Source organism: Candidatus Pelagibacter sp. Uisw_130, assembly GCF_047722505.1.
GTDB lineage: Bacteria > Pseudomonadota > Alphaproteobacteria > Pelagibacterales > Pelagibacteraceae > Pelagibacter.
The window spans coordinates 1,398,773-1,423,135 of the sequence record NZ_CP159814.1 but is presented as its reverse complement, the minus strand read 5'-3'; the positions used below and the strand labels follow the sequence as shown (position 1 = coordinate 1,423,135).

The following is a 24,363-nucleotide window of genomic DNA, read 5'->3' as shown; positions in this document are numbered from 1 at the left end:
TAATTTAGTAAAAATAAAAATAAATTAAATCTATAGGTGAATCATGCCTAACGGGAATAATTATTTTTTAAATGCTGCTATAATATTACAATAACGAAGTGGTCTGTTTTCGCTCTTAGAAATTATTTTTGCCACAGTGTTATTTAATTGAACAATTAATTTAACCATTAAGTTTTACAAATTTAAAATCTATGAGTGTATGATTTATAAATTATAATTCTTATTATTTTACTAAATCTATATGTAGTTAATCTAGAAATAGAATTTCTTGTATGATGTGAATACTGTTAGTTGAAATTTAAATTCTCTTTATATAATCAATTATAGAGCTGAGATTTTCTTTGTTATTCTTGAAATATTTCTTGAGGCATTTGCTTTCTTTATAATCCCAGTTTTTGCAACTTTCATTAATTCAGAATTCAACTTTGGCAAGAATTTTAGAGCTTCATCTTTTTTCTTTTCTTCAAGAAGAAGGTTCATTTTTTTTATAGCATTTCTAAACTTGCTCTTACGAGCCTTATTAACTAGTGTTTGCGTAGCAATTTTTCTAATTCTTTTAATTGCTGATTTTGTGTTTGCCATAAGCGCAGTGGTATAGCTTGAGAATTTATACTGGTCAATAGAATAATTCCCTATTTTTGGCAAGTATTACAAAAGAAAGTTGATCTATTAGATATAAATATTTTTTGGATTTTACCATTACATTTACTTCTGAGGCAGCTTAGGTTTTCTCTTTGATAAACTCTAAATTCTTTTTGGAAGTTTCCACTTTTTCCAGTGATGTTTTTAAAATCTCGAATACTTGAGCCTCCTTTTTTTATAGCACTATTAAGTATACTTTTTGAATAAGTAATAATTTTTTTGCACTCTTGCTTAGTTAACTTTGATGCATAGATAGTTGGATTAATTTTGCATAAAAATAAAATTTCACTAGCATAAATATTTCCAATTCCTGATACAAATTTTTGATCTAATAAGAAACTTTTTATATCCTTCTTTTTATTTTTAAAATAACCAATTAAATATTCTAAGTTGAAAGTTTTAAAAAAAGGTTCTGGTCCTAAATGACTAAATCTTTTTTCAAGTTCCTTCTTATTTTCTATAAATTTAAAAAAACCAAATCTTCTAGGGTCATTGTATACAATCCTTAAACCATCAAAATGAATTTCTACATGGTTATGTTTCTTTGGGAGGCTTGGTGAGTTATAAAAACTAGTATTGGTAAACTTACTAATGTTATTTTTTTTTATTAAATGAACAGTTCCAGACATTCCCAAATGAATTAAACAAAAAGATTCATCGTAAAAATTCAAGATTAAATACTTTGAAAATCTAGTTACTCTTTTGATAATTTTATTTTTTAATAATTCTTCAAATTTTAGGGGAATTTTAAACCTTAAGTTTCTATTCGTAATTATTATTTTTTTGATTTTTTTATGCTCTATTTTTTTAGATAACGATTGTTTGACTATTTCTACTTCTGGTAATTCTGGCATTTGAGACTATATTATCAATAAATAATAAATTTAATATGCAACAATATCTCCAAAATAAAAAAGGCCTTGTCCAAAGTGTCTTTGATGATGTCTATGACAAGTATGATTTAATGAATGACTTTATGTCGTTAGGAGTTCATAGGATTTGGAAAAAAGATCTATTAAGTTGGATGAACCCTTCAAATAATAAAACTTTAATTGATGTCGCCTGCGGTACTGGAGATCTTGGTAAACTTTTTTTAGATGCAACTGATAAAAATGGAGAAATATTTTGTGTCGATCCAAATAAGGGAATGATTGGTAAAGGCAAAGAAAAGTTAAGTACTTATAAAAATATAAATTGGATAATAGCTCCAGCTGAAAAATTGCCTATTAAAGATAATTCTTGTGATTACTACACAATTAGTTTTGGGCTACGAAATACTAAAGACCTAAACAAAGCCCTATCAGAAGCTTATAGAGTTTTAAAACCAGGAGGTCGTTATCTATGTTTAGAATTTTCTAAAATTCAAAATTCTAATTTGGACTTTATATATAAAAATTATTCTAAACTTATTCCTTTGATTGGAAAAGCTATTGCTGGACAAAAAGAACCTTATGAATATCTAATTAAAAGCATTGAAGAATTTATTAATCAAGAAGAGTTAATCGATTTAATGAGTAAAAATAGATTTATTAACTGTAGTTATAGAAATTTATCAGGTGGAATTGTAGCTATTCATTCAGGTTGGAAAATCTAATGTTAAAAAAAATATTTATTTTATTTAGATTGGGAAGAAAATTAGCTCGTTCTGACATATTGGCTATTCTTTCTAAATTTAAAAAACCACCATTGGGAATTAAGATTATCTTTCAAATACTTTCATTTTCTTTTTCAGCGCCTAACAAAACTAATTTAAACGAAAATGAAGGTGCAAGACTTTCTAAATCACTACAATCAATGGGAACTACATTTATTAAATTAGGACAATTTCTAGTTACTAGACCTGATATTATTGGGGATGATTTAGCAAAACAGTTAGAAGGTTTACAAGATAGATTGCCAGCCTTTACCTTATCTGAAGCAAAAGCAATAATTAAAAAAGACCTAGGAGATGACACCTTCAATTCAATCATTGATTTAAGTGAGCCAGTTGCAGCTGCTTCGATAGCGCAGGTTCATAAGGCAAAAATAAATGACAATGGAACCATAAAAGATGTTGCTATTAAAATTTTGAGACCAGATATTAAAAAAGTTTTTAATGAAGAAATAGATGCCTTGATGCTTTTTGCTTTTATGGTTGAATCATTTATAAAAAAAACAAAAAGATTAAAATTGGTAGAAGTTGTCTTTCTTCTTAAAGAAATAACTAATTTGGAAATGGATTTAAGATTTGAGGCAGCAGCTGCAAATGAATATGCTGAAAATACTAAGAATGATGCAGGTTTTAGAGTTCCTGCTATTTATTGGAATTTTACAAGCGAAAATGTGATGACACTTGATTGGGTTGATGGTGTTTCTATTCGTGAAACAGAAGATTTACAAAAAAGGAACATAGATACTAAAAGGATAGCCTCCGATGTTATTCAGCATTTTTTAAGACATGCTGTTAGAGACGGTTTTTTTCATGCTGATATGCATCAAGGAAATATATTTATCGATGATAATGGGCAAATTGTTCCTATAGATTTTGGTATAATGGGAAGATTAGACAACCTTAGTAAAAGATTTTTAGCTGAAATTTTATTTGGATTTATTCAAAGAGACTACAAAAAAGTTGCTGAAGTACATTTGGTTGCTGGTCTAGTTCCTAAAGATGTACCCGTTAATGATTTAGCACAAGCATTAAGATCTATTGGTGAGCCAATCTTTGGGCAATCTGTAAAAGATATTTCTGGGGGAAAATTATTAAAACAGCTTTTTGAAGTTACTGAAAAATTTAATATGCAAACACAACCACAATTATTGATGTTACAAAAAACAATGGTAGTTGTTGAGGGGGTGGCCAGAAAACTTAACCCTAATACCAATATATGGGAGACTTCAAAACCGGTTTTAGAAAATTGGTTAAGAGAAACAAAAGATCCCATCAATACCTTAAATGAAAGTTTAAAAACTACCACTGAAGTAATTAAAAGATTGCCTGATTTTCCAGAGATTATGGATAAAGCCAATCAAGCTTTATCATTTTTAGCAAGTGGACAGATCCCCCAAAATTCAAATTCATTTACCGCCTTAAATGAAAAGAGATCTGAAATGACTGCCTTTAGAAATCAGTCTATTGTTGGTTTATTACTGCTTGTAATTTTTGGTCTAGTAGTATTTTAATTCGCACAATGAATAATTTATCTGAAAGAAAAATACTTTTAATAGTATGTGGTGGCATATCTGCTTATAAAAGTTTGGAGCTAATTAGATCTTTAAAAAAATTAGGTGCAAAAGTTAAAACTATTCTTACTAGAAGTGCCAAAGAATTTGTAACTCCTTTATCTATTGCCTCGCTATCTCAAGAAAAAGTTTATGAAGACTTATTTAACCCTGAAAATGAGGCTGAAATGGATCATATTTCATTATCTAGATGGGCAGACTTAATTGTTGTGGCTCCAGCTACAGCTAATACAATTTCAAAATTGAGTGTAGGGTCTTCTGAAGATCTGGCTTCAACTGTAATTTTAGCGTCTGATAAAGATATTTTTTTAACACCAGCTATGAATGTTAGAATGTGGGAACACCCATCAACTAAAGAAAATCTTAAAAAACTAAAATCATTTGGTTATAAAATTATAGGTCCTGAAGTTGGTGATATGGTCTGTGGAGAATTTGGTGAAGGTAAAATGACTGAACCAGATAATATTGTTCAAGAAATTAATTCATACTTTAGTGAATTAAATAAGAATTATAAACTAAAAGCCTTAGTAACGGCTGGACCAACTAATGAGTATATTGATCCTGTAAGATTTATAACAAATAAATCTTCTGGGAAACAAGGCCATGCTTTAGCAAAAGCACTCGCTAAAAGAGGTTTTCAAACTACTTTAATTTCTGGACCTACTAATTTAGAGGTGGGCAACAATATAAACTTAATTAAAGTAGAAACTGCAGATGAGATGCTTAAAGCTACACAAGATAATCTACCAGCTGATGTAGCAATTTTTTCAGCAGCTGTTGCTGACTTTAAGGTTATAGAAATAAATAATAGTAAAATAAAAAAACAGGAAAAATTACATTTAGAACTAGAAAAAAATATTGATATTTTAAATTATGTATCAAAGCATAATTCTCTAAGACCGAAGTTAGTAATTGGATTTGCTGCAGAAACTAATAATGTGGAAGAAAATGCAAAAAAAAAATTAGAAGAAAAAAATTGTGACTGGATAATAGCAAATGATGTTTCTAATAAAGCAATTGGATTTGACTCTAGTTTTAATGAGGTTTCAATTTATTATAGAGAAAAAAATATGAATGATGAAAAACTTACAATAAAAAGTAAATCTGAAATTTCTGATGAAATCGTAGATAGAGTTATTAAAAAATTAAATTAAAATTTAGTGACTAAAGTATTAATCAAAAAATTAAATCCTAAAGTAGAATTACCTGCGTACAAAACAGATGGTGCTTCAGGTATGGATTTGATGGCTTTTATAGAAGAGCCTATTAGGATAGCCCCTAATAGCTCATATTTAGTTCCTACAGGCCTTTCAATGGCATTTTCAGAGGATTATGAAGTCCAAATTCGTCCTCGATCTGGTTTAGCTGCTAAAAAAGGTATTACAGTTTTAAATACTCCAGGAACAATTGATAGCGATTATAGAGGAGAAATTAAAGTTATACTTTTTAATCATGGTAAAGAAGATTTCCTTATCAACAATAAAGATAGAATAGCTCAAATGGTTTTGATACCTGTAATTAAGATGGAGCTTGAAGAAACAGGTAATTTACCCGATACATTACGAGGTGATGGTGGATTTGGTTCAACAGGTAAATGAGTAGCCAATTAATAAAAGCGTCAATAGAGAGATATTCAAGACAAATAGTACTAAAGGATATTGGCACTATAGGGCAAAAAAAAATTATATCTGCAAAAGTTTTAATTGTTGGAATGGGTGGCTTAGGGTCTCCTGTTGCTGAATTTCTTGCAAGAGCCGGTGTTGGTTCGATAGGAATAGTTGATGATGATAAAGTTAGTTTATCTAATCTACACAGACAAAGTCTTTATAATACTAGTGATATAGGAAAATTTAAGGTTCAAGTAGCAAGGGTTAAGATTAAAAAAATAAATCCAATTATTAAAATTAAGATTTACAAAATAAGACTAAATAAAACTAATTTTAAGAAAATTATAAAAAATTATGATTATATAGTTGATGGCTCTGATAATTTTTCCACAAAATTTTTATTAAATGATTTTTGTTATAAATTTAAAAAAATACTTGTAACTGGAGCTATAAGTAAATTTGACGGGCATATATTTACTTTTAATTTTAAGAATAAAAAAATTCCATGTTTAAGATGTTTTTTTCAAGACTCTGATATTTCAGATGATTTATTAAATTGTGAGTCTGAAGGTATTCTTGGTACTGTTGCTGGTATAGTTGGAATTATACAAGCAAACGAAGTTTTAAAGAAAATACTTGGTATTGGAAAGGGTCTTGATGGATGTATTTTTATCTTAGATTTATTGCACTTAAACTTTAGAAAAGTTAAACTTAAAAAAAGAAAAAACTGTTTTTGTAAATGATAAAAAAAATAGCTATTTGGTGTTTTTGTCTATTAATTTTAAGTATTCAATTCATAAGTGCTGAGGAAAAATTTTTATCTCTAAAAAAAAATAAGACTAATGTTAGGTATGGGCCAAGCATAGATCGTTCTATTAAATATGTTTATAGAAAGATTAATTTGCCTGTAAAACAGATAGACAAAAAAGAGAACTGGAGAAGAGTAGTATTTTTTGATAATAATAGTGGTTGGATTCATTGGAGTCAGTTGAAACCATCAAACTCTATTATTATTTTAGAAGATGAAATCTTATATAAAAAACCATCTAACTTTTCAAAACCAATAGCCAAATTAGAAAAAGGAAGACTGTTAGTTTTAAAAAAATGTGAGAATATATGGTGTTATGTGAAGACTGATGATTATTCAGGTTGGGTCAAAAATGAAAATGTTTGGGGTTCTATTAAATAAAATCAGCACATAGTGATTTAACACTATTTTCAGCTAGTCTTGTGGTGTGAGTGTATTCTTTATGATCAATTCCAAGTTCAATAGTTGCGCCATCTGACTTAAATTTAGAAATTTGATCATCATTTAATTTAAAATGGATAAACTGTACTGATGAAGCTTTTCCTTCTGATGATGTTCTGTCAACATCTTCTTCTGGAACAGCTTTAACAACTTCATCATTAATTTTTATGAATATTTTTTCCTCAATTCCTCCAACTTTACCTAAAAATGCAGCTCTTGAAATTGGATTATCAATTTCAAACATTAGTGTAGCTGTAAGTTCTTTTCCGTTTGGAACCAAAGGGTTGTAGGCTATTAACTCATCTTTTAACTGCTCATCTCCACCTTTTTCGATGTGAAGCATCTCTTGAACTTGAGCAACCATAGTTTCAAAACTTTCAAAATAAAAAGTGGCATAAGGACCAAGTGCTATTCTTCTATCTTTTTTAAATTCAACTAAATCTTTTCTGATTTGTTTTCTGCTTTTTGCATAAATATCAAAAGCTAATAAATCTTCTTTTTCTATTTGTCTTTTTTCTTTGCTCATAATTATAATCTATAACTTTTTGCCATTAATTCGATAGGGTGAAGTGCCTCATCATTTGCAATATTTGTGTCTGTTTCTAATTGTTTTAAATGTTTACCAGCCAAAGGACAATCTGAAGCCATGTATTTATTATTTTTATTTTTAATTTGTCTTGCTGTTGGAGTTCCAACTTTTACAGCTAAATCGTGAGTTTCCTTCATCACACCAAAAGTTCCCCCATGACCAGCACATCTTTCAACAACATCCATTTTTATATTAGGGATAAATTTCAGCATATCTCTAGATTTAATACCCATGTTTTGTGCTCTTGCATGACATGCGTTGTGAACCGTAACTCCACCATCAATTTCTTGTAGGCCTTCTGCTAGGCCCTCGTTTTGTGCTATATCAACGATATATTCATCTATATCACTAACACTTTTTGATAGTCTTTTAATACTTTCATCATTTGGTAATAATAAAGGCCATTCAAATTTTAACATTAAGCCACAACTAGCTGTTAAAGTAATAATTTGATAACCCTTGTCTACCCACTCCAATAAATCTTTGGAAACTTTTTTAGCTTGCTCTACAACTTTTGGTAAATCTGCTTGTTCAAGATAAGGCATTCCACAACAACCTGGATAAGCCTCTTGAACCTCTACTCCATTTTTTTTTAAAACTTTTAATGCTGCTACTCCTGTATCTTTTTTATTAAAATTAACAAAACATGTAGAATAAATTACAACTTTTCTATCTTTAGATGGAGCTTCACTATTTGTTGGAATATTATTTTTTTTAAAATAATTTGTAAATGTTTCTGAATTATAGATTGGTAGTTTAACTCTCATATCAATTCCAGCAACTAATTCTAATATTTTTCTAAAAAATGTATTTTTAATGTTTGATGCCCAGTTTATTAGTGATGACAGCAGTACACCAATTTTTGCATTTCTATCAATTTGAGCTAGTTGCGCTGGCACTGCTGGCAACTTATTTAATTTTTTTTGAGCCGTTCTATATCTCAACATTAAATGAGGAAAGTCTAAATCAAAATCATGCGGTGGAACATAAGGACACTTGGTCATAAAACACATATCACATAAAGTGCAGGCATCTACTACAGGTTCAAACTGTTCACTTTTTAAACTTTCTACATCTTCATTTTCTGACTCATCTATCATGTCAAATAATTTTGGAAACGAGTCGCATAAATTAAAACACCTTCTACATCCATGACAGATATCAAATGCTCTTCTCATTTCGTCATCTAATTTTTTGGGGTCTAAAAAATCAGGGTGCTCAAAATTTATTGGGTGCCTAATGGGTGCATCTATGCTGCCTTCTTTGCTCATATTTAAAATTTAGGATTTAATGGTGGGGAAGAACCCCACCATAAATTAAGTCTTATTTACGCAATAGATTCTAATGTTTTTTGGAATTTACCTGCGTGTGATTTTTCAGCTTTTGCTAAAGTTTCAAACCAATCAGCAATTTCTGAAAAGCCTTCTTCTCTAGCTGTTTTTGCCATACCAGGGTACATGTCTGTATATTCATGCGTTTCACCTTGCACCGCTGAAGCTAAATTTGCTTTAGTTTCACCAATTGGTAGTCCTGTTGCTGGATCCCCAACTTCTTCAAGATACTCAAGGTGTCCATGTGCATGACCTGTTTCACCTTCAGCTGTAGATCTAAATACAGATGCTACATCGTTATAACCTTCGATATCTGCTTTCTGAGCAAAATATAAATAACGTCTGTTTGCTTGGCTCTCGCCTGCAAATGCATCTTTTAAGTTTTCTTCTGTTTTACTACCTTTTAATGACATATTTTTCTCCTTAATGATTATGAAATATATATAATCATTCTAAACTGTATGTCAACAGTTTAGAATTGTTTTAATGTAAATGCTAAATTGTTGAAATTATTAAATTATTTTTGACTTTGATTATCACTCGCAACTTTGATCAATACTTCTACTGATTTTATTTTTTTTCCTGTGATATTTTTTTTTATATTAACAGAATCAATATCTTCATTACTACAATCAATTAACTCATTTGTATCTTCGTCAAAAAAATGATGGTGCTCGGTTACGTTAGTGTCAAAATAACTTTTATCTGAGTTGATAGAAATTTCTTTTAAATATCCTTTTTTTTCAAATGCATGAATTGTATTGTAAACTGTTGCTAAAGAAATTTTTTCACTCAGCTTATCCTCAATAATTTTAGTCAGATCATTTATTGTAAAATGAAAGGTCTTTTCAGATGAAAACAATACTTCACAAATTTTTAGCCTCTGTCTTGTTGGTCTTAAGCCAGATTCTCTTAATTTTTTTGTGTATACACTTATATTGCTCATTACTGTTTATAATAGTTCTAAACTATTTCTATATTATAATCACGATAAATCAAGTATTAAGGGACTCATTTTATGAAAAAAAACTCATTCACATACGATGAGCTAATAAGCTGCGGAAATGGGGAGCTTTTTGGCCCAGGTAATGCAAAATTACCACTTCCACCAATGCTCATGTTTGATAGAATAACAGAAATCAACGAGGACAATGGTACTTTTAATAAAGGCTCTTTAAAAGCAGAGCTTGATATCAAAGAAGACCTTTGGTTTTTTGATTGTCACTTTAAAGAAGACCCTGTTATGCCAGGTTGTCTTGGCTTAGATGCTATGTGGCAACTAGTTGGTTTTTATCTTGGCTGGCTTGGTAATCCAGGTAAAGGAAGAGCTTTAGGAGTGAGTACAGTCAAATTCACTGGTGAAGTTTTGCAAAATGTTAGAAATGTAAGATATGAAATTGATATGAAAAAAGTTATGGCACCAGGCGGAACAACAGTTGGTCTTGCAAATGGTTTAGTATTTGCAGATGACAAAAAAATATATTCAGCAGAAAATTTAAAAGTGGGGTTATTTAAACAATGAGAAGAGTAGTAGTAACAGGTTTAGGAATTGTATCTTGTTTAGGAAACAATCAAGAAGAGGTTCATCAATCTTTATTAAATTCAAAATCAGGAATTTCGTATGCAGAAGAATATAAAGAATATAATTTAAGAAGCCATGTTCATGGCAAACCAAACATAAAACTTGAAGATCACATTGATAGAAAAACAATAAGATTTATGGGATCAGGATCAGCTTATAATTATATAGCAATGAAAGAGGCAATTGAAGATTCTGGATTAGAAGATAAAGATGTTAGTAATTTTAAAACTGGAATTGTTATGGGTTCTGGTGGTCCTTCAATTGAAAATGTAGTTTTGTCTGTTGATAAGACTAGAGCTAAAACACCAAAATTAATGGGACCATTTATTGTTCCAAGAACTATGGCTAGTACATCTTCAGCAACTCTTGCTGTACCTTTTAAAATCAAAGGAGTTAATTATACGATGAGTTCCGCATGTGCAACTAGCGGACACTGCATCGGTCATGCAAGTGAATTAATTCAAATGGGTAAACAAGATGTTGTATTTGCAGGTGGAAGTGAAGAATTACACTGGGCTATGACTGCAATGTTTGATGCAATGACTGCTTTGTCTTCTAAATACAATGATGCACCTGAAACTGCTTCTAGAGCTTACGATAAAACTAGAGATGGCTTTGTAATAGCAGGTGGTGGTGGAGTTTTAGTGCTTGAAGAGTACGAGCATGCAAAAGCTAGAAGCGCAAACATATATGCTGAATTAACAGGCTATGGCGCTACTTCTGACGGGTATGATATGGTAGCCCCATCAGGTGAAGGTGCTGTTAGGTGTATGAAGATGGCTTTAGCGACAGCTAAAAACGAAATGGACTACTTAAACACTCATGGAACATCAACTCCAGTTGGAGATATAACAGAGCTTAGAGGTGTTGGAGAAGCATTTGGTGCTGAGGTACCAAAAATTAGTTCTACTAAATCTCTTTCTGGTCACCCGCTAGGTGCTGCTTCGGTTCATGAAGCAATTTATAGTTTAATCATGATGAAAAATAGTTTCATTACTGCATCAGCTAACATTAATGACATGGATGATGAAGCTAAAAAATTTCCAATCATAACTAAGACTGAAACAGGTGTTAAATTAAACTCTGTAATGTCTAACAGTTTTGGTTTTGGTGGAACAAATGCAACTTTAATTTTTGAAAAGGTTTAAATGAGTTTAATGAAAGGTAAAAGAGGATTGATCATGGGAGTTGCCAATGAAAGATCAATTGCTTGGGGCATTTCACAAAAATTAGCAGAAGCTGGAGCAGAACTTGCATTCACTTATCTTGGTGATGCACTAAAGAAAAGGGTAATTCCTTTAGCAGAAAAATTAAATTCAAAAGCTACATTTAGTTGTGATGTTGAGAATAAAGAAGAGGTAATAAAACTTTTTGAAGATATTAAATCTGAATGGGGACAAATTGATTTTGTAGTTCACGCTGTTGCTTTTTCAGACAAATCAGAATTATCAGGTGAATATTTAAATACAACTAGAGAAAACTTTTTAAGAAGTATGTTGATTTCATGTTTTTCATTTACAGAAGTTGCAAAAGAAGCATCTAAGTTAATGAAAGAGGGTGGAAGCATGTTAACTTTAACTTACGAGTCTACTAAAGCTATTCCAAATTATAACGTAATGGGTGTTTGTAAATCTGCTCTTGAAGCAAGTGTAAAATACTTAGCTAGAGATCTTGGTGCTAAGGGCATGAGAGTAAATGCTATAAGTGCTGGACCTATTAAAACACTAGCAGCTTCTGCTATTGGAGATGCAAAATTCTTATATAAATGGAATGAAGACCATTCTTTCCTTAAAAGAAATGTAGATATCCATGATGTTGGAAATTCAGCATTATATCTACTAAGTGACCTTGCTGCTGGTGTTACTGGTGAAATTCACTACGTAGATGCTGGCTACAACAAGGTTGGAATGCCAGATCCTAAGAATATTACCTAAAATATAGTTAAATTTGGTTAAAAATATTAGGAGCGTTTATGTTGTCAGGTGCCCCATAAAAAACCCCAGAACTTTCATTCCAGGGGTTTAGAATTTTAATTTAAAGTATTATTCAGTAGCTTGCTTCATAGAAAGTTTAACTTTACCTCTATCGAAACCAATCACTTTAACTTTTACTTCATCGCCTTCTTTAACAACATCAGTAACTTTTTCTACTCTTTTAGCAGCAAGTTCTGAGATGTGAACAAGACCATCTTGTTTACCTAAGAAGTTTACAAATGCACCAAACTCCATAATTTTCATTACTTTACCTGAGTAAATTTTATTAAGTTCAGCTTTTGCTGTGATGTCTTTAATAATCTGCATAGCAATGTTTCTGGACTCTTCGTCTGGAGCAGAAACTGTTACCACACCTTCATCATTCACATCAACTTTTGCACCTGACTTTTCAACAATCTCTCTAATTGTTGCTCCACCTTTTCCAATTACAGCTGCTATATCTTTTTTATCAACAGTAATTTGTTCCATTTTTGGAGTGTGTTCACCAACATCAGCTCTTGATTCACTTAAGACTTTATTCATTTCACCCAAGATATGAACTCTTCCTTCTTTAGCTTGTTTTAAAGCCTGCTCCATGATTTCAAATGTGATACCTGTAATTTTAATATCCATTTGAAGTGAAGTAATTCCATCTTTGGTTCCAGCAACCTTAAAGTCCATATCTCCAAGATGATCTTCATCACCTAAAATATCTGATAAGACACTAAAGTCATCGCCTTCTTTAATTAATCCCATTGCAATACCTGCAACTGGCTCTTTAATTGGCACTCCAGCATCCATAAGCGCAAGAGATGCACCACAAACACTCGCCATTGAAGAAGAACCGTTAGATTCTGTAATCTCAGACACTATTCTGAAAGTATATGGAAATTCTTCTTTTGAAGGTAGTGAAGAATTAATTGCTCTCCATGCTAATTTTCCATGGCCAACTTCACGTCTTCCAGTTCCAATTCTTCCAGTTTCTCCAACTGAGAAAGGAGGAAAGTTATAATGAAGCATAAATCTTTCTCTATGCTGTCCATCTAGACTTTCCAATCTTTGTTCATCGTCAGATGTACCTAAAGTAGTAACAACAATCGCTTGTGTTTCTCCTCTAGTAAATAAAGCTGATCCGTGAGTTCTTGGTAAAACACCAACTTCACACTCAATAGCTCTTACATCGGCTAGACCTCTACCATCTATTCTTTTTTTGTTTTTAAGAATATCAGTTCTAACAATTTTCTTTTCAAGATTTTTTAATTCATCATTAACATTAAAATCAGAGTAATTTTCGTCTTCTGCAAAAAGCTTTTTTGCTTTATCAGAAATTTCTGAAATTTGATTTGATCTATCTTGTTTGTCTATTGTTGCAAAAGCTTTAGTTAAATCTGCTGTAAAGTTTTCTTCAAGTTTTTTCTTAACTTCTGATAAATCTTTTTTCTCAACAGTCCATTCTGGCTTTCTGCATTCTTTTGCAAGTTCCTCGATCATTTCGATTACTGGTACAAAACCTTCGTGGCCAAACTTAACTGCATCTAACATTACTTCTTCTGTTAAACCTTTAGTCTCAGACTCAACCATAAGCACAGCATCTTTAGTACCTGCTACAACTAAATCTAAAGTAGAGTTTTCTAGCTCAGCTTTTGATGGGTTTAATATATATTTACCATCAACTAAACCAACTCTTGAAGCACCCACAGGACCCATAAATGGCATTCCTGAAATAGCTAGCGCTGCTGAAGAAGCTGTAATTGCTAAAATATCTGGTTGATTATCTTTGTCATATGAAATTACTGTTGGTAACAACTGAACTTCATTTTTAAATTCACTTGGAAACAAAGGTCTGATTGGTCTATCAATTAATCTTGAGATCAATTGTTCACTTTCAGTTGGTCTTGCTTCTCTTTTAAAATATCCACCAGGAATTTTACCCCCTGCGTAATATTTTTCTTGGTAATTTACAGATAGAGGAAAATAATCCATATCTGGATTTACTTTTTTTGCTCCTACTACTGTTGCTAAAATAACTGTTTCACCGCATGAAGCAATGATTGCTCCGTCTGCTTGTCTTGCTACTTTACCTGTTTCTAAACTTATCTTCTTACCTGCTACTTCAATTTCCTTCTTATATACTTTGAACATCTATTTTCCGTTTCCTTCTATCTATTTTCTTAAATTTAATTGTGTTAATACATTTTTGTAAGAATCGAATTTATTTTTCTTTAAATATTCTAACAATTTTTTTCTTCTATTTACTGCTCTTAACAATCCAACCGAAGAGTGTTTATCTTTTTTGAATTGCTTAATGTGTGCTGAAAGAGTTTCAATTTTTCCTGTTAATAATGCAATTTGTACCTCTGAAGAACCGGTGTCCTTCTCATGCATTTTTAATTCTTCTGCTTTTTTCGTCATACTATTTATTTTCCTATTTGTTTGTTTGTTTTATTAAGTTTTCTATTTTTTCTGCGTATTCAAAAGAGTCATCCTTAGCAAAAAGTATTTTTGGCATATATTTCATAATTACTTTCTGAGATAAAACTTTTCTAATTAAAAAAGAATATTCTCTTAATTTTTTAATAACCTTTTCTGTATCTTTTCCACCTAGAGGCAAAACATAAGCTTTTGCAATTTTAAGGTCTTGGCTCATTTTTACTTCTGTAACCGTTACAGTGTTAGTTTCTAAATTGGGCACCTTAGCTTCATTTCTGGCAAAAATCATACCTAAAGATTGCTTAATCATCTCTCCAACCCTTAATTGCCTCTGTGATACCGGTTTTCCTATTCTATCAGCCATTATATCGTTCTCTCTGTTGAAGTCGTGCTATAAGATTCAATTATATCATTTTTTTGAAAATCGATAAAATCTTTAAGGGTTATTCCACATTCTTGGCCATTACTAACCTGTTTAGCCTGATCTTTTTCTCTAAATATCGTGCTGATTTTACCTGTATAGATAATTGCTCCATCTCTAATTATTCTAGCATTTGCACCACTCACTATTTCACCTTCAGTTACTTTAGAACCAGCAACTTTTCCTGTTCCAGAAACTTTGAAAATTTCTAAAATTTGAGCAGTACCATTAATTGTTTCTTGAACGTCTGGAGTAAGTAAGCCCGACATTCTTAATTTAATATAATCTAAAACTTCATAAATAATATTATATGAAGAAATTTTTACCTTTTCATTTTCTGCTAATTTTTTTGCTTCTTTACTTGGCTTAACATTAAATGCAATTAAAGTAGCATTTGATGCCTTTGCTAAAGTTACATCAGTTTCGGTTACCATTCCAATATCAGATAAAATTATTTTAGGCTTAACCTCATCATGAGTGATTTGATTGATTGCACTCTTGATTGCTTCAGCAGATCCATGTACATCAGATTTTATGATAATGTTTAACTCTGCAGCAGATTTATCTGCAAAAGCAGAATCTTGAGTTGCAAAAGTTAGAGAACTCCCTCCAGTTTTAGTTTCTTCAGCTCTAGTCTCGCTTAACATTTTTGCTTCCTTTTCAGTATCTAATACAATGAAATCATCTCCTGATTTTGCTGCTCCATTAATTCCTAAAATTTCTACGGGAGACGATGGTGGTGCTTCATTAATATTTTGTCCTTTATCATTAATTAGAGCTCTTACTTTCCCCCACTTTAATCCACTAACAAAAAAATCACCTTTTTTTATTGTTCCCGATGTAACTACAACTGTTGCGACAGCTCCTCTACCTACATCAATTTTTGACTCTAATACAATACCTGTTGCGTTAGATTCGAAATCAGTTTTTAAATTTAAAATTTCTGCTTGTAGAACTATCGATTCTACTAATTTGTCTAAATTCTTTTTAGTTTTTGCAGAAATTTCAACCATCAAAGTATCTCCTGACAAATCTTCTGCAATAAGCTCGTACTCTAAAAGTTGATTTTTAATTTTTTGAGGATCCGCATCTGGCAAATCACATTTATTTATCGCTACAACAATTGGAACGTTTGCAGCTTTTGCATGTTTAATAGATTCTATTGTTTGAGGTTTAACACCATCATCTGCTGCAACAACTAACACTACAACATCGGTTAACTTTGATCCTCTAGCTCTCATCTCTGTAAATGCAGCATGACCTGGAGTATCAATAAAAGTTATTTTATTTGATTCATGCTCTATTTGATAAGCACCTATATGTTGAGTTATTCCACCAAACTCTCCTGAGACCACATTTGCACTTCTTAAAACATCTAGCACTGAAGTTTTACCATGATCAACATGACCCATCACAGTTACAATCGGAGGTCTATTTTTTAAATTTTCAGATCTAGACTCTTTTATTTTTTGAATAATTTCTTCTGCTTTAGTTTCTCTTATAGGGTTGTGCCCAAATTCTTTTACTAGGTACTCAGCAGTATCTGCTGCTAAAGTTTGGTTAATCGTAACCGTAACCCCCATACCAAATAAATGTTTAATTACATTGCTAGATTGTTCAGCCATTCTATTAGCAAGTTCTCTAACTGTAATCGCTTCAGGAATATTAATATCTCGCTTAACTGGTTTTAAACTTTCTTGGATTTCTTCTTTAGTTAGTTCTCTATTTTCTTTTAGCTTTGCTCTTTTAAGCGAAGCCATACTTCTTGTTCTTGCTTCGATCTGGTCACTTAAGGCCCTTGAAACGGTTAATTTTAATTCTCTTTTTTTAGTATCAGGTTTACCTGTGTCACCTTTAAGTCTTCTTGTTGCTCTCTGTTCAGCTAATTTACGTTTTTCATAATCATTAGTTATTGGTGAAGATGGCTTAGGTGCTGTAACAGTTCTTGGTACAACGCTTCCTGTAGGACTAACCACAGGTTTTGATCTCACACTTACTGGTCTACTGAAGTTACCTCTAGGAGCAAATTTGCTAGGTTTTTTTTCAATTACAACTGAATTTTTACTTTGAGTTTTTGCTAATTCTATATTATCTATCGATTTTTTGGCTATGCCAGAAAGTGTTAATTTTGTTTTTTTGTTGTCCATATTTCATTACTCAATCTTTATAAATTATACTTCTCGCAGACATAATTAACTCGTCTGCTTCTGTTTTTGATAAAGCAAAATCTTCAAGGTATCCTTGAATTTTAATTCTTTCTCCTTTAACAACGTCATAACCACCCGTTAATTCATCAGATGCAAGATCGGCAAAATCTTCTAGTTTTAAAATTTTTTGCTCACCCAATGTAACTAGCATTCCTGGCGTTAAACCTTTGTGATTTATAAGATCATCTTGTAATCCCAAATCTTTAATTCTTTGGGTGATATCTTCTTGGTCTTTTTGATGAAATTCTTTTGCTCTTTCAATTAAAGCTTTAGCAGTATCTTCTTCAATACCTTCAATCTTCATTAGTCTTTCTGGCGTGCTATCTTTAATATCTGAAATTGAAGAGAACCCTTCAGCAACAAGTAGTTGTCCTAATGTTTCATCCAGCTCTAAATTTTTTACAAAATTTTCTGTTTTTTCTTTAAACTCTGATTGTCTTCTTTCTGAATCTTCAGCATCAGTCATTATGTTAATTTCGTAATTTAATAGTTTTGTAGCAAGCCTTACATTTTGACCTCTACGACCAATTGCTTTACTTAAATTTTCTTCAGTTAAAATTACATCTAATTTTTTTGCCACACTGTCAACATTAACTCTTTGAACTTCAGCTGGTGATAAAGCATTTGAAACTACTATCGCTGGATCTTCAGACCAATTAACAATATCAATTTTTTCTCCTTGTAGTTCATTCACAACTGCTTGAACTCTTGACCCTCTCATTCCAACACATGCTCCTACTGGGTCTAATGAGGCATCAACTGCTTTCACACAAATTTTTGCTCTACTTCCAGGATCTCTTGCTGATGATTTAATCTCAATTAAACCATCATAAATTTCTGGAACTTCTTGAACAAAAAGTTTTTCCATAAATTTAGGGTGGGCTCTTGATAAAAATATTTGCTGTCCTCTCGTTTCTCTTTTTACATCATAACAATAAGCTTTAATTCTATCTCCAGCTTTAATGTTTTCTCTTGGAATCATTTCATTCTTTTGAATAATTGCTTCTGTTCTTCCTAGATCAACTATTACATTTCCAAATTCTAGTCGTTTAACAATTCCACTTAAAATTGAATCTTTTTTATCAATGAAATCATTATATTGTCTTTCTCGCTCTGCCTCTCTTACATTGAAAGTAATAACTTGTTTTGCTGTTTGAGCTGCAATTCTACCAAAATCAAAAGAGGGCAGTGGTTGTAAAATTTCATCACCTATTTTTTTATCTTTATTTTCTTCGTTTAAAATAATTGCATCTTGAACATTAATTTCTGTATTTGTGTTTTCAGGTTTTTCAACAACAATTAATTTTCTAAAAATTCCAATATCTCCATTTTCTCTATCTATTAAAACTTTAATTTCATTATCCTGTCCAAATTTTGCTTTTGCAGCTTTTGCAATTCCAGTTTCCATGGAATCAATAATTAATTCTTTATCTATAGATTTTTCTAAAGCAACTGCTTCAGCTATTCTTAATAGTTCTAATTTATCTGATCTTCTATTTAACATATTTTTATTAGCTTCAAAAAAAAATGGGCTAAAGCCCATTCTGTAATTTCAATAATGTAAGGGCAATATATAAAGAATTTTTTTTAATTCAATAGTAACTATTTAGAAAAAAAACCCTTTTTATCAGTCTTTTCCCACGAAAATGAACCATCGGCCCCTGGTATTCTACCAAAGTGCCCATAGGCTGCTGTTTTTTCATAAATTGGTTTATTTAAACCTAACATTTCTCTTATCCCTCTTGGGCTTAAGTCAAAGTTTTTTGAAATTTCTTCTGTAACAAATTTATTTTTTTCTAAATCATTATCAAATAAATCTACATAAATAGATAAAGGTTTTGAAACACCAATTGCATAAGCTAACTGTATTAAGCATTTATCTGTAATATTTGAAGCAACAACATTTTTTGCAATATACCTTGCTGCATACGCTGCTGATCTATCTACTTTGGTTGGGTCTTTTCCTGAAAAAGCTCCTCCACCATGAGGTGCCGCTCCACCATAAGTATCCACAATAATTTTTCTCCCTGTTAATCCACAGTCTCCATCAGGTCCTCCTATTACAAAGTTTCCTGTAGGGTTTACATAAAATTCTTCTTCATTAAAATCTTTTAAAAAATTTCCTGGAATTGATTTTAATAAGTATGGTCTTAGTAACTCTCTAACCTTAGCTTGATCTACATCGGCTGTGTGTTGTGTGGATATTACAACTGATTTTACTTTAGTTGGCTTTCCATCGGTATACTCAAAAGTAACTTGGCTTTTTGAATCTGGTTCTATATTTTTCAATTTTCCAGATTTTCTATCTTCAGCCATTAATCTTAAAATTTTATGAGAATAATGAATTGGTGCTGGCATTAATTCTTCAGTTTCATTACAAGCATATCCAAACATTATTCCTTGATCACCAGCTCCTTCATCTTTATTTCCTAAAGAATCTACACCCATAGCGATGTCTGCCGATTGTGAATGAAGATGACTTTCAATTTTTGTTGCCTCCCTCCAAGTAAAACCATCCTGGTCATATCCAATATCTTTAATACAATCTCTAACTTTTTGATAAAGTTCTTCTTCCTTAATTTCGGGTCCCCTTACTTCACCAGCAAGCACAACTTTATTAGTGGTGGTTAAGGTTTCACAGGCCACTCTAGAGAAAGGGTCTCCTGTGAGATAGCTATCTACTACCATGTCTGAGATACGATCTGAAACCTTATCTGGATGACCTTCAGATACAGATTCACTTGTAAATAAAAAGTTTTTTAAATTACTCATATTAAAGTCTATTAAATGAAAAGATTAAAAAAATATATATTAAAATTATCATAAAAAATATTTTATTACCGTACTTCATAAATAACGTTGATTTGCCAAGTTTACTTGTAGTAAAATCAATAGATCCTGTAGAACCAAAATCTACTTTTTTTTCAATAACACCTATTGGATTGATAATTGTTGAAATCCCATTATTTGCAGACCTAATTATATATTTTCCACTTTCAATTGATCTGAATATACTATGCGAAAAATGTTGCTTTGGACCTATAGAATTTCCAAACCACCCATCTTCTGAAATATTAATTATATAATCAAAATCGTTATTTTTAGATAATTTTCCTGAATAAATTATTTCATAGCAAATTAAAGGAAGTAAATTTAAGTCAATTTCATTATTTTTAATATTAAGAGGAGCTCTGTCCTTTCCACTAGAAAATGATTGATAGCTATTAGTAACAGTTTTAAGTCCTATTAAACTTAGTATATTTTCAAAAGGGATGAACTCACCAAAAGGAACGAGATTAACTTTATTGTAACTTTTGATGATTTCCATTTTATTATTAAAAACTGCCATTGAATTATAAAACGAATTTTTATCATCAATTGTTTCTATGCTATTTAGACCCATAATAATTAAATCATCATCTCCAAAATTGTTCGAAAATAAATCTTTATAAATGTTCATATCTTTTAAATAGCTGTCTGGAATAATTCCTTCTGGCCATAAAAAAATTGTAGGTATTTTTTTTTCTGGTGCACTCAGAGCTATCAGCTCATTAATCATCTCTAATTCATCTTGTTTTGAGTAAAATCTATCCAAACTAATGTTTGGAGATATTGCCCTAATTACAAAAGGATTTTTTATATTATCTAAAGAATTAAATTGATTATTTTTTAGATTTCCAAAAATTAAAAAAGCTGCTGAAATTAAAATAAAGAAAAAACTAACTATAATTTGTTTTCTATCTTGTCTCAAAATAAATACAGCGGGTACAGAAAAAAGAGAGATACAAAATAAATTAAAAGAATAGGTTCCAATAACTGAGAGAATTTGAATAAAATAAATATTTTCAGAAAAACTATATGCAATTAAATTCCAAGGAAAACCTGTAAATATAAACCCTCTAATAAACTCAATACTTCCAAATAGAATCGAAAAAATAAAAAATGAGCTGATTAAATTTTTTGAATAAAAAGCAGCAAATAAGTAAGTTATTACGCCATAAAATATAGCTAAAAAAGCTGGCAATAAAATTATAGCTATTGGCATTAAAAATTTAAAACTTTCATCAAATGTTAATGAAATTGATATCCAATATAAACTAGACAAAAAATATCCAAACCCAAAAAACCATCCATATTTAAAAAAGGATTTACTTATTAAATTTTTTTCTCTTTTTTTATAAAGAAATATAAAAAACAACGAGAAGGTAAAAAAATTAATTATAAAATAATTGTAGGGTGGTAAACTGTAAGAGCTAATAGCTCCTAAAAAAAAAATATAGAAAGCATTTAGAAAATTTCTTTTAGACAAGTTTTCTACTTTTAATTTTAACAAATTTATAAATTTTTTCTTCTTCTTTATTCATTTTTTTAAAATCTTTTAATTTTACGTGATCATGCTCTAATAAATGGAGAAATCCATGAATAAATATTTTTGTAACTTTGTCTTTAAAATCTAAGTTACTTATGTTTTTAGGGCTATTCATAAAGGTGTAACTAATTGCTATGTCACCAAGATAAGTATCTTTTTTTAAATTAAGTTTTTTTTCGAAGGGAAAAGACAGAACATCCGTTGATTTGTTTTTGTTTCTAAAACTTTTGTTGAGTTTTTTAATATTTTTATTATCAGATAAAAGAATGCTCAAATTTATTTTTTTTCCTATAAATCTATATTTTTTAGGAAAAAATTTAACTAAAGTATTAAAAAAAACTTTTTTTTTCTTTATTTTTTTGTTCCAAAGGTTGTTGTCTGAAACTACATCAATACTAATCATTTTCTTTATCTGAATAAGCCTTAACAATCTTAGAAACTAAAGGGTGCCTTACTACATCAGAATGATCAAAATCTACTACAGATATCTCTTTTAAGTGTCCTAGTAATTTTTTAGATTTATTTAATCCAGACATATTTTTGTGTGGCAAATCTATTTGTGATGGATCTCCATTTATAACAATTTTAGAATTTTCTCCTATACGTGTTAAAAACATTTTAATCTGTGTATCTGTTGCGTTTTGGGCTTCATCTAAAATAGCAAAAGAATTTTTCAATGTTCTTCCTCTCATAAAAGCTAAAGGTGCTATTTCGATATCTCCAATTTCGATCATTCTTTGTATTTTTTCAAAATCAAATAAATCATATAACGAGTCATACAAAGGTCTTAGGTATGGATCTACTTTTTCCTTCATATCTCCTGGTAAAAAACCCAATCTTTCTCCAGCTTCGACTGCTGGCCTTGATAAAATAATTCTTTCAATCTTTTTATCTAAAAGCATAGTTAAACCTACGGCTACAGCTAGAAATGTCTTTCCTGTACCAGCAGGTCCTGCTGATATGGTGATATCACTTTGTCTTAAGGCTCTAACATATTCTTTTTGTTTTTCAGATCTTGGTATAACAGATTTTTTTGGTGTTTTAATTATGTCTGAAACATTTTGATTTTTTACTTTTTCCTCAATCATAAATTTATCTATGGATGAGATTATATCTTTTTTTTCAATACTTCCATTATTAATAAATTGATTTGCTAAAAATTGAATAGCATTTTTAGTTACTTCATTTTGTTCAGGTGTCGATTTAATTATAATAGAATTTCCTCTTGAGTATAAACTTGTATTGGTAATTTTCTCTAGCTCTTTTAGATTTTCATTAAATTCACCCACCACTCCCATGAGTAAATCATTGTCATGAAATATAACACTTAATGAATTGTTGTCAGAATATACAAACTTTAATGTGGAGTTAATTTTTTTTAAATTTGTATTATTCAATTTATGCTACTTTTTTTTTTATACTTTCTTGTAATTTTCCAAATAAACTATTTTGATTACTACTAGTTATTTCAACCTGCACAATTTTTCCAATACAATCTATGTTACCATCAAAAATTACTGAAGTCATGTATTCAGTTCTACCAAATAATTTGATTCCATCCTTCATTTTATTTTCAACTAAAACATTAAGAACCTTTCCTTCTAAAGATTTATTTTTTTTAATTTGATTTTTAAATAGTTTCTTTTGAATAATTTCTAATCTTCCTTTAGATTTTTTAGGGTCAACTAACTTAAGCTCTGCCGCAACTGTTCCAGGTCTTGGGCTAAAAATAAAAGAATATGAATTAGTAAATTTAACTTTTTCAATTAATTCCATAGTTTTTTTAAAATCTTCCTCATTTTCATCTGGGTAACCTATGATAAAATCACTAGAGAATTCTATCTTAGGATTAATACTTTTTAGATTTTCATAAACTTTTAAATATTCCTCAATGGTATGCTTTCTATTCATTAATTTTAAAATTTTGTTTGATCCGCTTTGTACGGGCAAATGAACTAAAGGCATTAGTTTAGTCGATTGTTTATACACATTAAGCAAATCTTCTGTCATGTCTTTAGGGTGAGAAGTTGTGTACCGAACTCTTTCCAATTGATCAAAGCTATCTAGCTCCAATAGTAAGTCTGATAATCTAAATTCAGTATTTTGAACATTATAACTATAAGCATTAACATTTTGCCCTAGTAAAATAATCTCTTTAGCGCCTGCTTCAACTAATTCTTTAGCTTCGTTAATAATTTGCTGAAACGGCCGAGAGTATTCAGGTCCACGCGTATAAGGAACTACACAAAAATGACAAAACTTATCACAACCTTCTTGAATAGTAAGAAATGACGATACCTTACTATCTTTATTTTTAATTTTACTTAAATAATTGAATTTAGAAATTGTATCAAACTCAGTTTCTTCTTCTTTTTTTTTATCGTTGGAGTGTTTTAATATTACTTCATTAATTTTATGATAAGATTGTGGTCCTATAACAATATCTATATAGGGTTCCCTCTTTAACATTTCTTGATTTTCAGCTTGAGCTACACAACCTGCTACAATAATGATCGGTTTTTCTTTTGATCTAAAAATTTTTTTTACCCTACCTATTTCATGATAAACTTTTTCTTTTGCTTTATCTCTAATATGACATGTGTTTAGAAGATAACAGTTTGCATCTTCATATTTATCAGTTTTTTCAAAACCAATTTCTTTAACCGTATCAAATATTCGATTGGAGTCGTACTCGTTCATTTGACAACCAAAAGTTTTAATAAAAATTTTTTTTACCATTT

Annotated in this window: 25 protein-coding genes; 9 read left to right on the top strand and 16 right to left on the bottom strand. The window is 30.4% G+C overall.

Going from position 1 to position 24,363, the window contains the following annotated elements; all coding sequences use genetic code 11:
• Window positions 1–321: 321 nt before the first annotated feature.
• Window positions 322–582 carry a 30S ribosomal protein S20 gene (gene rpsT / locus ABXT55_RS07700; protein ID WP_415284722.1) on the bottom strand — a complete coding sequence of 87 codons (261 nt, stop codon included), beginning with the start codon at window positions 580–582 and terminating at the stop codon, window positions 322–324.
• A 50-nt stretch (window positions 583–632) separates the two neighbouring features.
• Complete coding sequence (gene mutM, locus ABXT55_RS07695) at window positions 633–1,496, bottom strand: bifunctional DNA-formamidopyrimidine glycosylase/DNA-(apurinic or apyrimidinic site) lyase (RefSeq protein ID WP_415284721.1); 864 nt, start codon at window positions 1,494–1,496, stop codon at window positions 633–635.
• A 35-nt stretch (window positions 1,497–1,531) separates the two neighbouring features.
• Between mutM and ubiE the strand changes: the two genes are divergently transcribed.
• Genes ubiE through ABXT55_RS07665 form a run of 6 tightly spaced genes read left to right on the top strand, consistent with a single transcriptional unit; the run spans window position 1,532 to window position 6,660 of the window.
• The gene (ubiE, locus tag ABXT55_RS07690) at window positions 1,532–2,236 is read left to right on the top strand and encodes a bifunctional demethylmenaquinone methyltransferase/2-methoxy-6-polyprenyl-1,4-benzoquinol methylase UbiE (protein ID WP_415284720.1); all 705 of its coding nucleotides are present in this window, start codon (window positions 1,532–1,534) and stop codon (window positions 2,234–2,236) included.
• On the top strand, window positions 2,236–3,804 hold the full coding sequence (gene ubiB, locus ABXT55_RS07685) for a 2-polyprenylphenol 6-hydroxylase (protein ID WP_415284719.1): 1,569 nt from the start codon (window positions 2,236–2,238) through the stop codon (window positions 3,802–3,804). Before ubiE ends, ubiB begins: the two co-directional genes overlap by 1 nt.
• An 8-nt stretch (window positions 3,805–3,812) precedes the next feature.
• Entirely contained in the window at window positions 3,813–5,018 is a 1,206-nt protein-coding gene (coaBC, locus tag ABXT55_RS07680) for a bifunctional phosphopantothenoylcysteine decarboxylase/phosphopantothenate--cysteine ligase CoaBC (protein ID WP_415284718.1), read from the top strand.
• 6 nt (window positions 5,019–5,024) lie between these two features.
• Complete coding sequence (gene dut / locus ABXT55_RS07675; protein ID WP_415284717.1) at window positions 5,025–5,462, top strand: dUTP diphosphatase; 438 nt, start codon at window positions 5,025–5,027, stop codon at window positions 5,460–5,462.
• The gene (locus tag ABXT55_RS07670; protein ID WP_415284716.1) at window positions 5,459–6,214 is read left to right on the top strand and encodes a HesA/MoeB/ThiF family protein; all 756 of its coding nucleotides are present in this window, start codon (window positions 5,459–5,461) and stop codon (window positions 6,212–6,214) included. The genes dut and ABXT55_RS07670 overlap by 4 nt, the downstream gene beginning before the upstream one ends.
• A complete protein-coding gene (locus ABXT55_RS07665) occupies window positions 6,211–6,660 on the top strand; it encodes an SH3 domain-containing protein (protein WP_415284715.1) in 450 nt (149 codons plus the stop codon). The genes ABXT55_RS07670 and ABXT55_RS07665 overlap by 4 nt, the downstream gene beginning before the upstream one ends.
• Here ABXT55_RS07665 and ABXT55_RS07660 read toward each other — a convergent pair.
• The 4 genes from ABXT55_RS07660 to ABXT55_RS07645 form a co-directional block, all read right to left on the bottom strand.
• Window positions 6,653–7,246 carry a DUF3501 family protein gene (locus ABXT55_RS07660; RefSeq protein WP_415284714.1) on the bottom strand — a complete coding sequence of 198 codons (594 nt, stop codon included), beginning with the start codon at window positions 7,244–7,246 and terminating at the stop codon, window positions 6,653–6,655. The genes ABXT55_RS07665 and ABXT55_RS07660 overlap by 8 nt on opposite strands.
• A gap of 2 nt (window positions 7,247–7,248) precedes the next feature.
• Window positions 7,249–8,580 carry a (Fe-S)-binding protein gene (locus ABXT55_RS07655; RefSeq protein WP_415284713.1) on the bottom strand — a complete coding sequence of 444 codons (1,332 nt, stop codon included), beginning with the start codon at window positions 8,578–8,580 and terminating at the stop codon, window positions 7,249–7,251.
• Window positions 8,581–8,636: 56 nt separating this feature from the next.
• Window positions 8,637–9,053, bottom strand: coding sequence for a rubrerythrin family protein (locus ABXT55_RS07650; RefSeq protein WP_271512302.1), 417 nt, complete (start codon window positions 9,051–9,053; stop codon window positions 8,637–8,639).
• Window positions 9,054–9,157: 104 nt separating this feature from the next.
• The gene (locus ABXT55_RS07645) at window positions 9,158–9,586 is read right to left on the bottom strand and encodes a Fur family transcriptional regulator (protein ID WP_415284712.1); all 429 of its coding nucleotides are present in this window, start codon (window positions 9,584–9,586) and stop codon (window positions 9,158–9,160) included.
• A 72-nt stretch (window positions 9,587–9,658) separates the two neighbouring features.
• On the opposite strand from ABXT55_RS07645, the gene fabA reads away from it, so the two are divergent.
• From fabA to ABXT55_RS07630, 3 genes are read left to right on the top strand one after another with little or no spacing between them, the layout of a single operon-like run.
• A complete protein-coding gene (gene fabA, locus ABXT55_RS07640) occupies window positions 9,659–10,162 on the top strand; it encodes a bifunctional 3-hydroxydecanoyl-ACP dehydratase/trans-2-decenoyl-ACP isomerase (protein WP_415284711.1) in 504 nt (167 codons plus the stop codon).
• Window positions 10,159–11,370 carry a beta-ketoacyl-ACP synthase I gene (fabB, locus tag ABXT55_RS07635; protein WP_415284710.1) on the top strand — a complete coding sequence of 404 codons (1,212 nt, stop codon included), beginning with the start codon at window positions 10,159–10,161 and terminating at the stop codon, window positions 11,368–11,370. The genes fabA and fabB overlap by 4 nt, the downstream gene beginning before the upstream one ends.
• Window positions 11,371–12,156 carry an enoyl-ACP reductase gene (locus ABXT55_RS07630; RefSeq protein ID WP_415284709.1) on the top strand — a complete coding sequence of 262 codons (786 nt, stop codon included), beginning with the start codon at window positions 11,371–11,373 and terminating at the stop codon, window positions 12,154–12,156.
• 108 nt (window positions 12,157–12,264) lie between these two features.
• Here the strand turns inward: ABXT55_RS07630 and pnp are convergent, their stop codons facing one another.
• From pnp to miaB, 10 genes are read right to left on the bottom strand one after another with little or no spacing between them, the layout of a single operon-like run.
• Window positions 12,265–14,337: a polyribonucleotide nucleotidyltransferase gene (pnp, locus tag ABXT55_RS07625; protein WP_415284708.1), complete on the bottom strand. Its 2,073-nt coding sequence runs from the start codon at window positions 14,335–14,337 to the stop codon at window positions 12,265–12,267.
• A 21-nt stretch (window positions 14,338–14,358) separates the two neighbouring features.
• Complete coding sequence (rpsO, locus tag ABXT55_RS07620; protein WP_006997516.1) at window positions 14,359–14,607, bottom strand: 30S ribosomal protein S15; 249 nt, start codon at window positions 14,605–14,607, stop codon at window positions 14,359–14,361.
• Window positions 14,608–14,620: 13 nt separating this feature from the next.
• Window positions 14,621–14,989 carry a 30S ribosome-binding factor RbfA gene (gene rbfA, locus ABXT55_RS07615; protein ID WP_415284707.1) on the bottom strand — a complete coding sequence of 123 codons (369 nt, stop codon included), beginning with the start codon at window positions 14,987–14,989 and terminating at the stop codon, window positions 14,621–14,623.
• Complete coding sequence (gene infB / locus ABXT55_RS07610) at window positions 14,989–17,193, bottom strand: translation initiation factor IF-2 (protein WP_415284706.1); 2,205 nt, start codon at window positions 17,191–17,193, stop codon at window positions 14,989–14,991. Before infB ends, rbfA begins: the two co-directional genes overlap by 1 nt.
• Window positions 17,194–17,203: 10 nt before the next feature.
• Window positions 17,204–18,796 (bottom strand): transcription termination factor NusA, encoded by a 1,593-nt coding sequence (nusA, locus tag ABXT55_RS07605; RefSeq protein ID WP_415284705.1) that lies wholly within the window; start codon window positions 18,794–18,796, stop codon window positions 17,204–17,206.
• A gap of 59 nt (window positions 18,797–18,855) precedes the next feature.
• Entirely contained in the window at window positions 18,856–20,025 is a 1,170-nt protein-coding gene (metK, locus tag ABXT55_RS07600) for a methionine adenosyltransferase (RefSeq protein ID WP_415284704.1), read from the bottom strand.
• 1 nt (window position 20,026) lies between these two features.
• A complete protein-coding gene (gene lnt, locus ABXT55_RS07595) occupies window positions 20,027–21,562 on the bottom strand; it encodes an apolipoprotein N-acyltransferase (protein ID WP_415285466.1) in 1,536 nt (511 codons plus the stop codon).
• Complete coding sequence (gene ybeY / locus ABXT55_RS07590; RefSeq protein WP_415284702.1) at window positions 21,555–22,025, bottom strand: rRNA maturation RNase YbeY; 471 nt, start codon at window positions 22,023–22,025, stop codon at window positions 21,555–21,557. Before ybeY ends, lnt begins: the two co-directional genes overlap by 8 nt.
• Window positions 22,018–23,019: a PhoH family protein gene (locus tag ABXT55_RS07585; RefSeq protein WP_415284701.1), complete on the bottom strand. Its 1,002-nt coding sequence runs from the start codon at window positions 23,017–23,019 to the stop codon at window positions 22,018–22,020. Before ABXT55_RS07585 ends, ybeY begins: the two co-directional genes overlap by 8 nt.
• 1 nt (window position 23,020) lies before the next feature.
• Window positions 23,021–24,361, bottom strand: a complete 1,341-nt coding sequence (gene miaB / locus ABXT55_RS07580) for a tRNA (N6-isopentenyl adenosine(37)-C2)-methylthiotransferase MiaB (protein ID WP_415284699.1) — start codon at window positions 24,359–24,361, stop codon at window positions 23,021–23,023.
• Window positions 24,362–24,363: the final 2 nt, after the last annotated feature.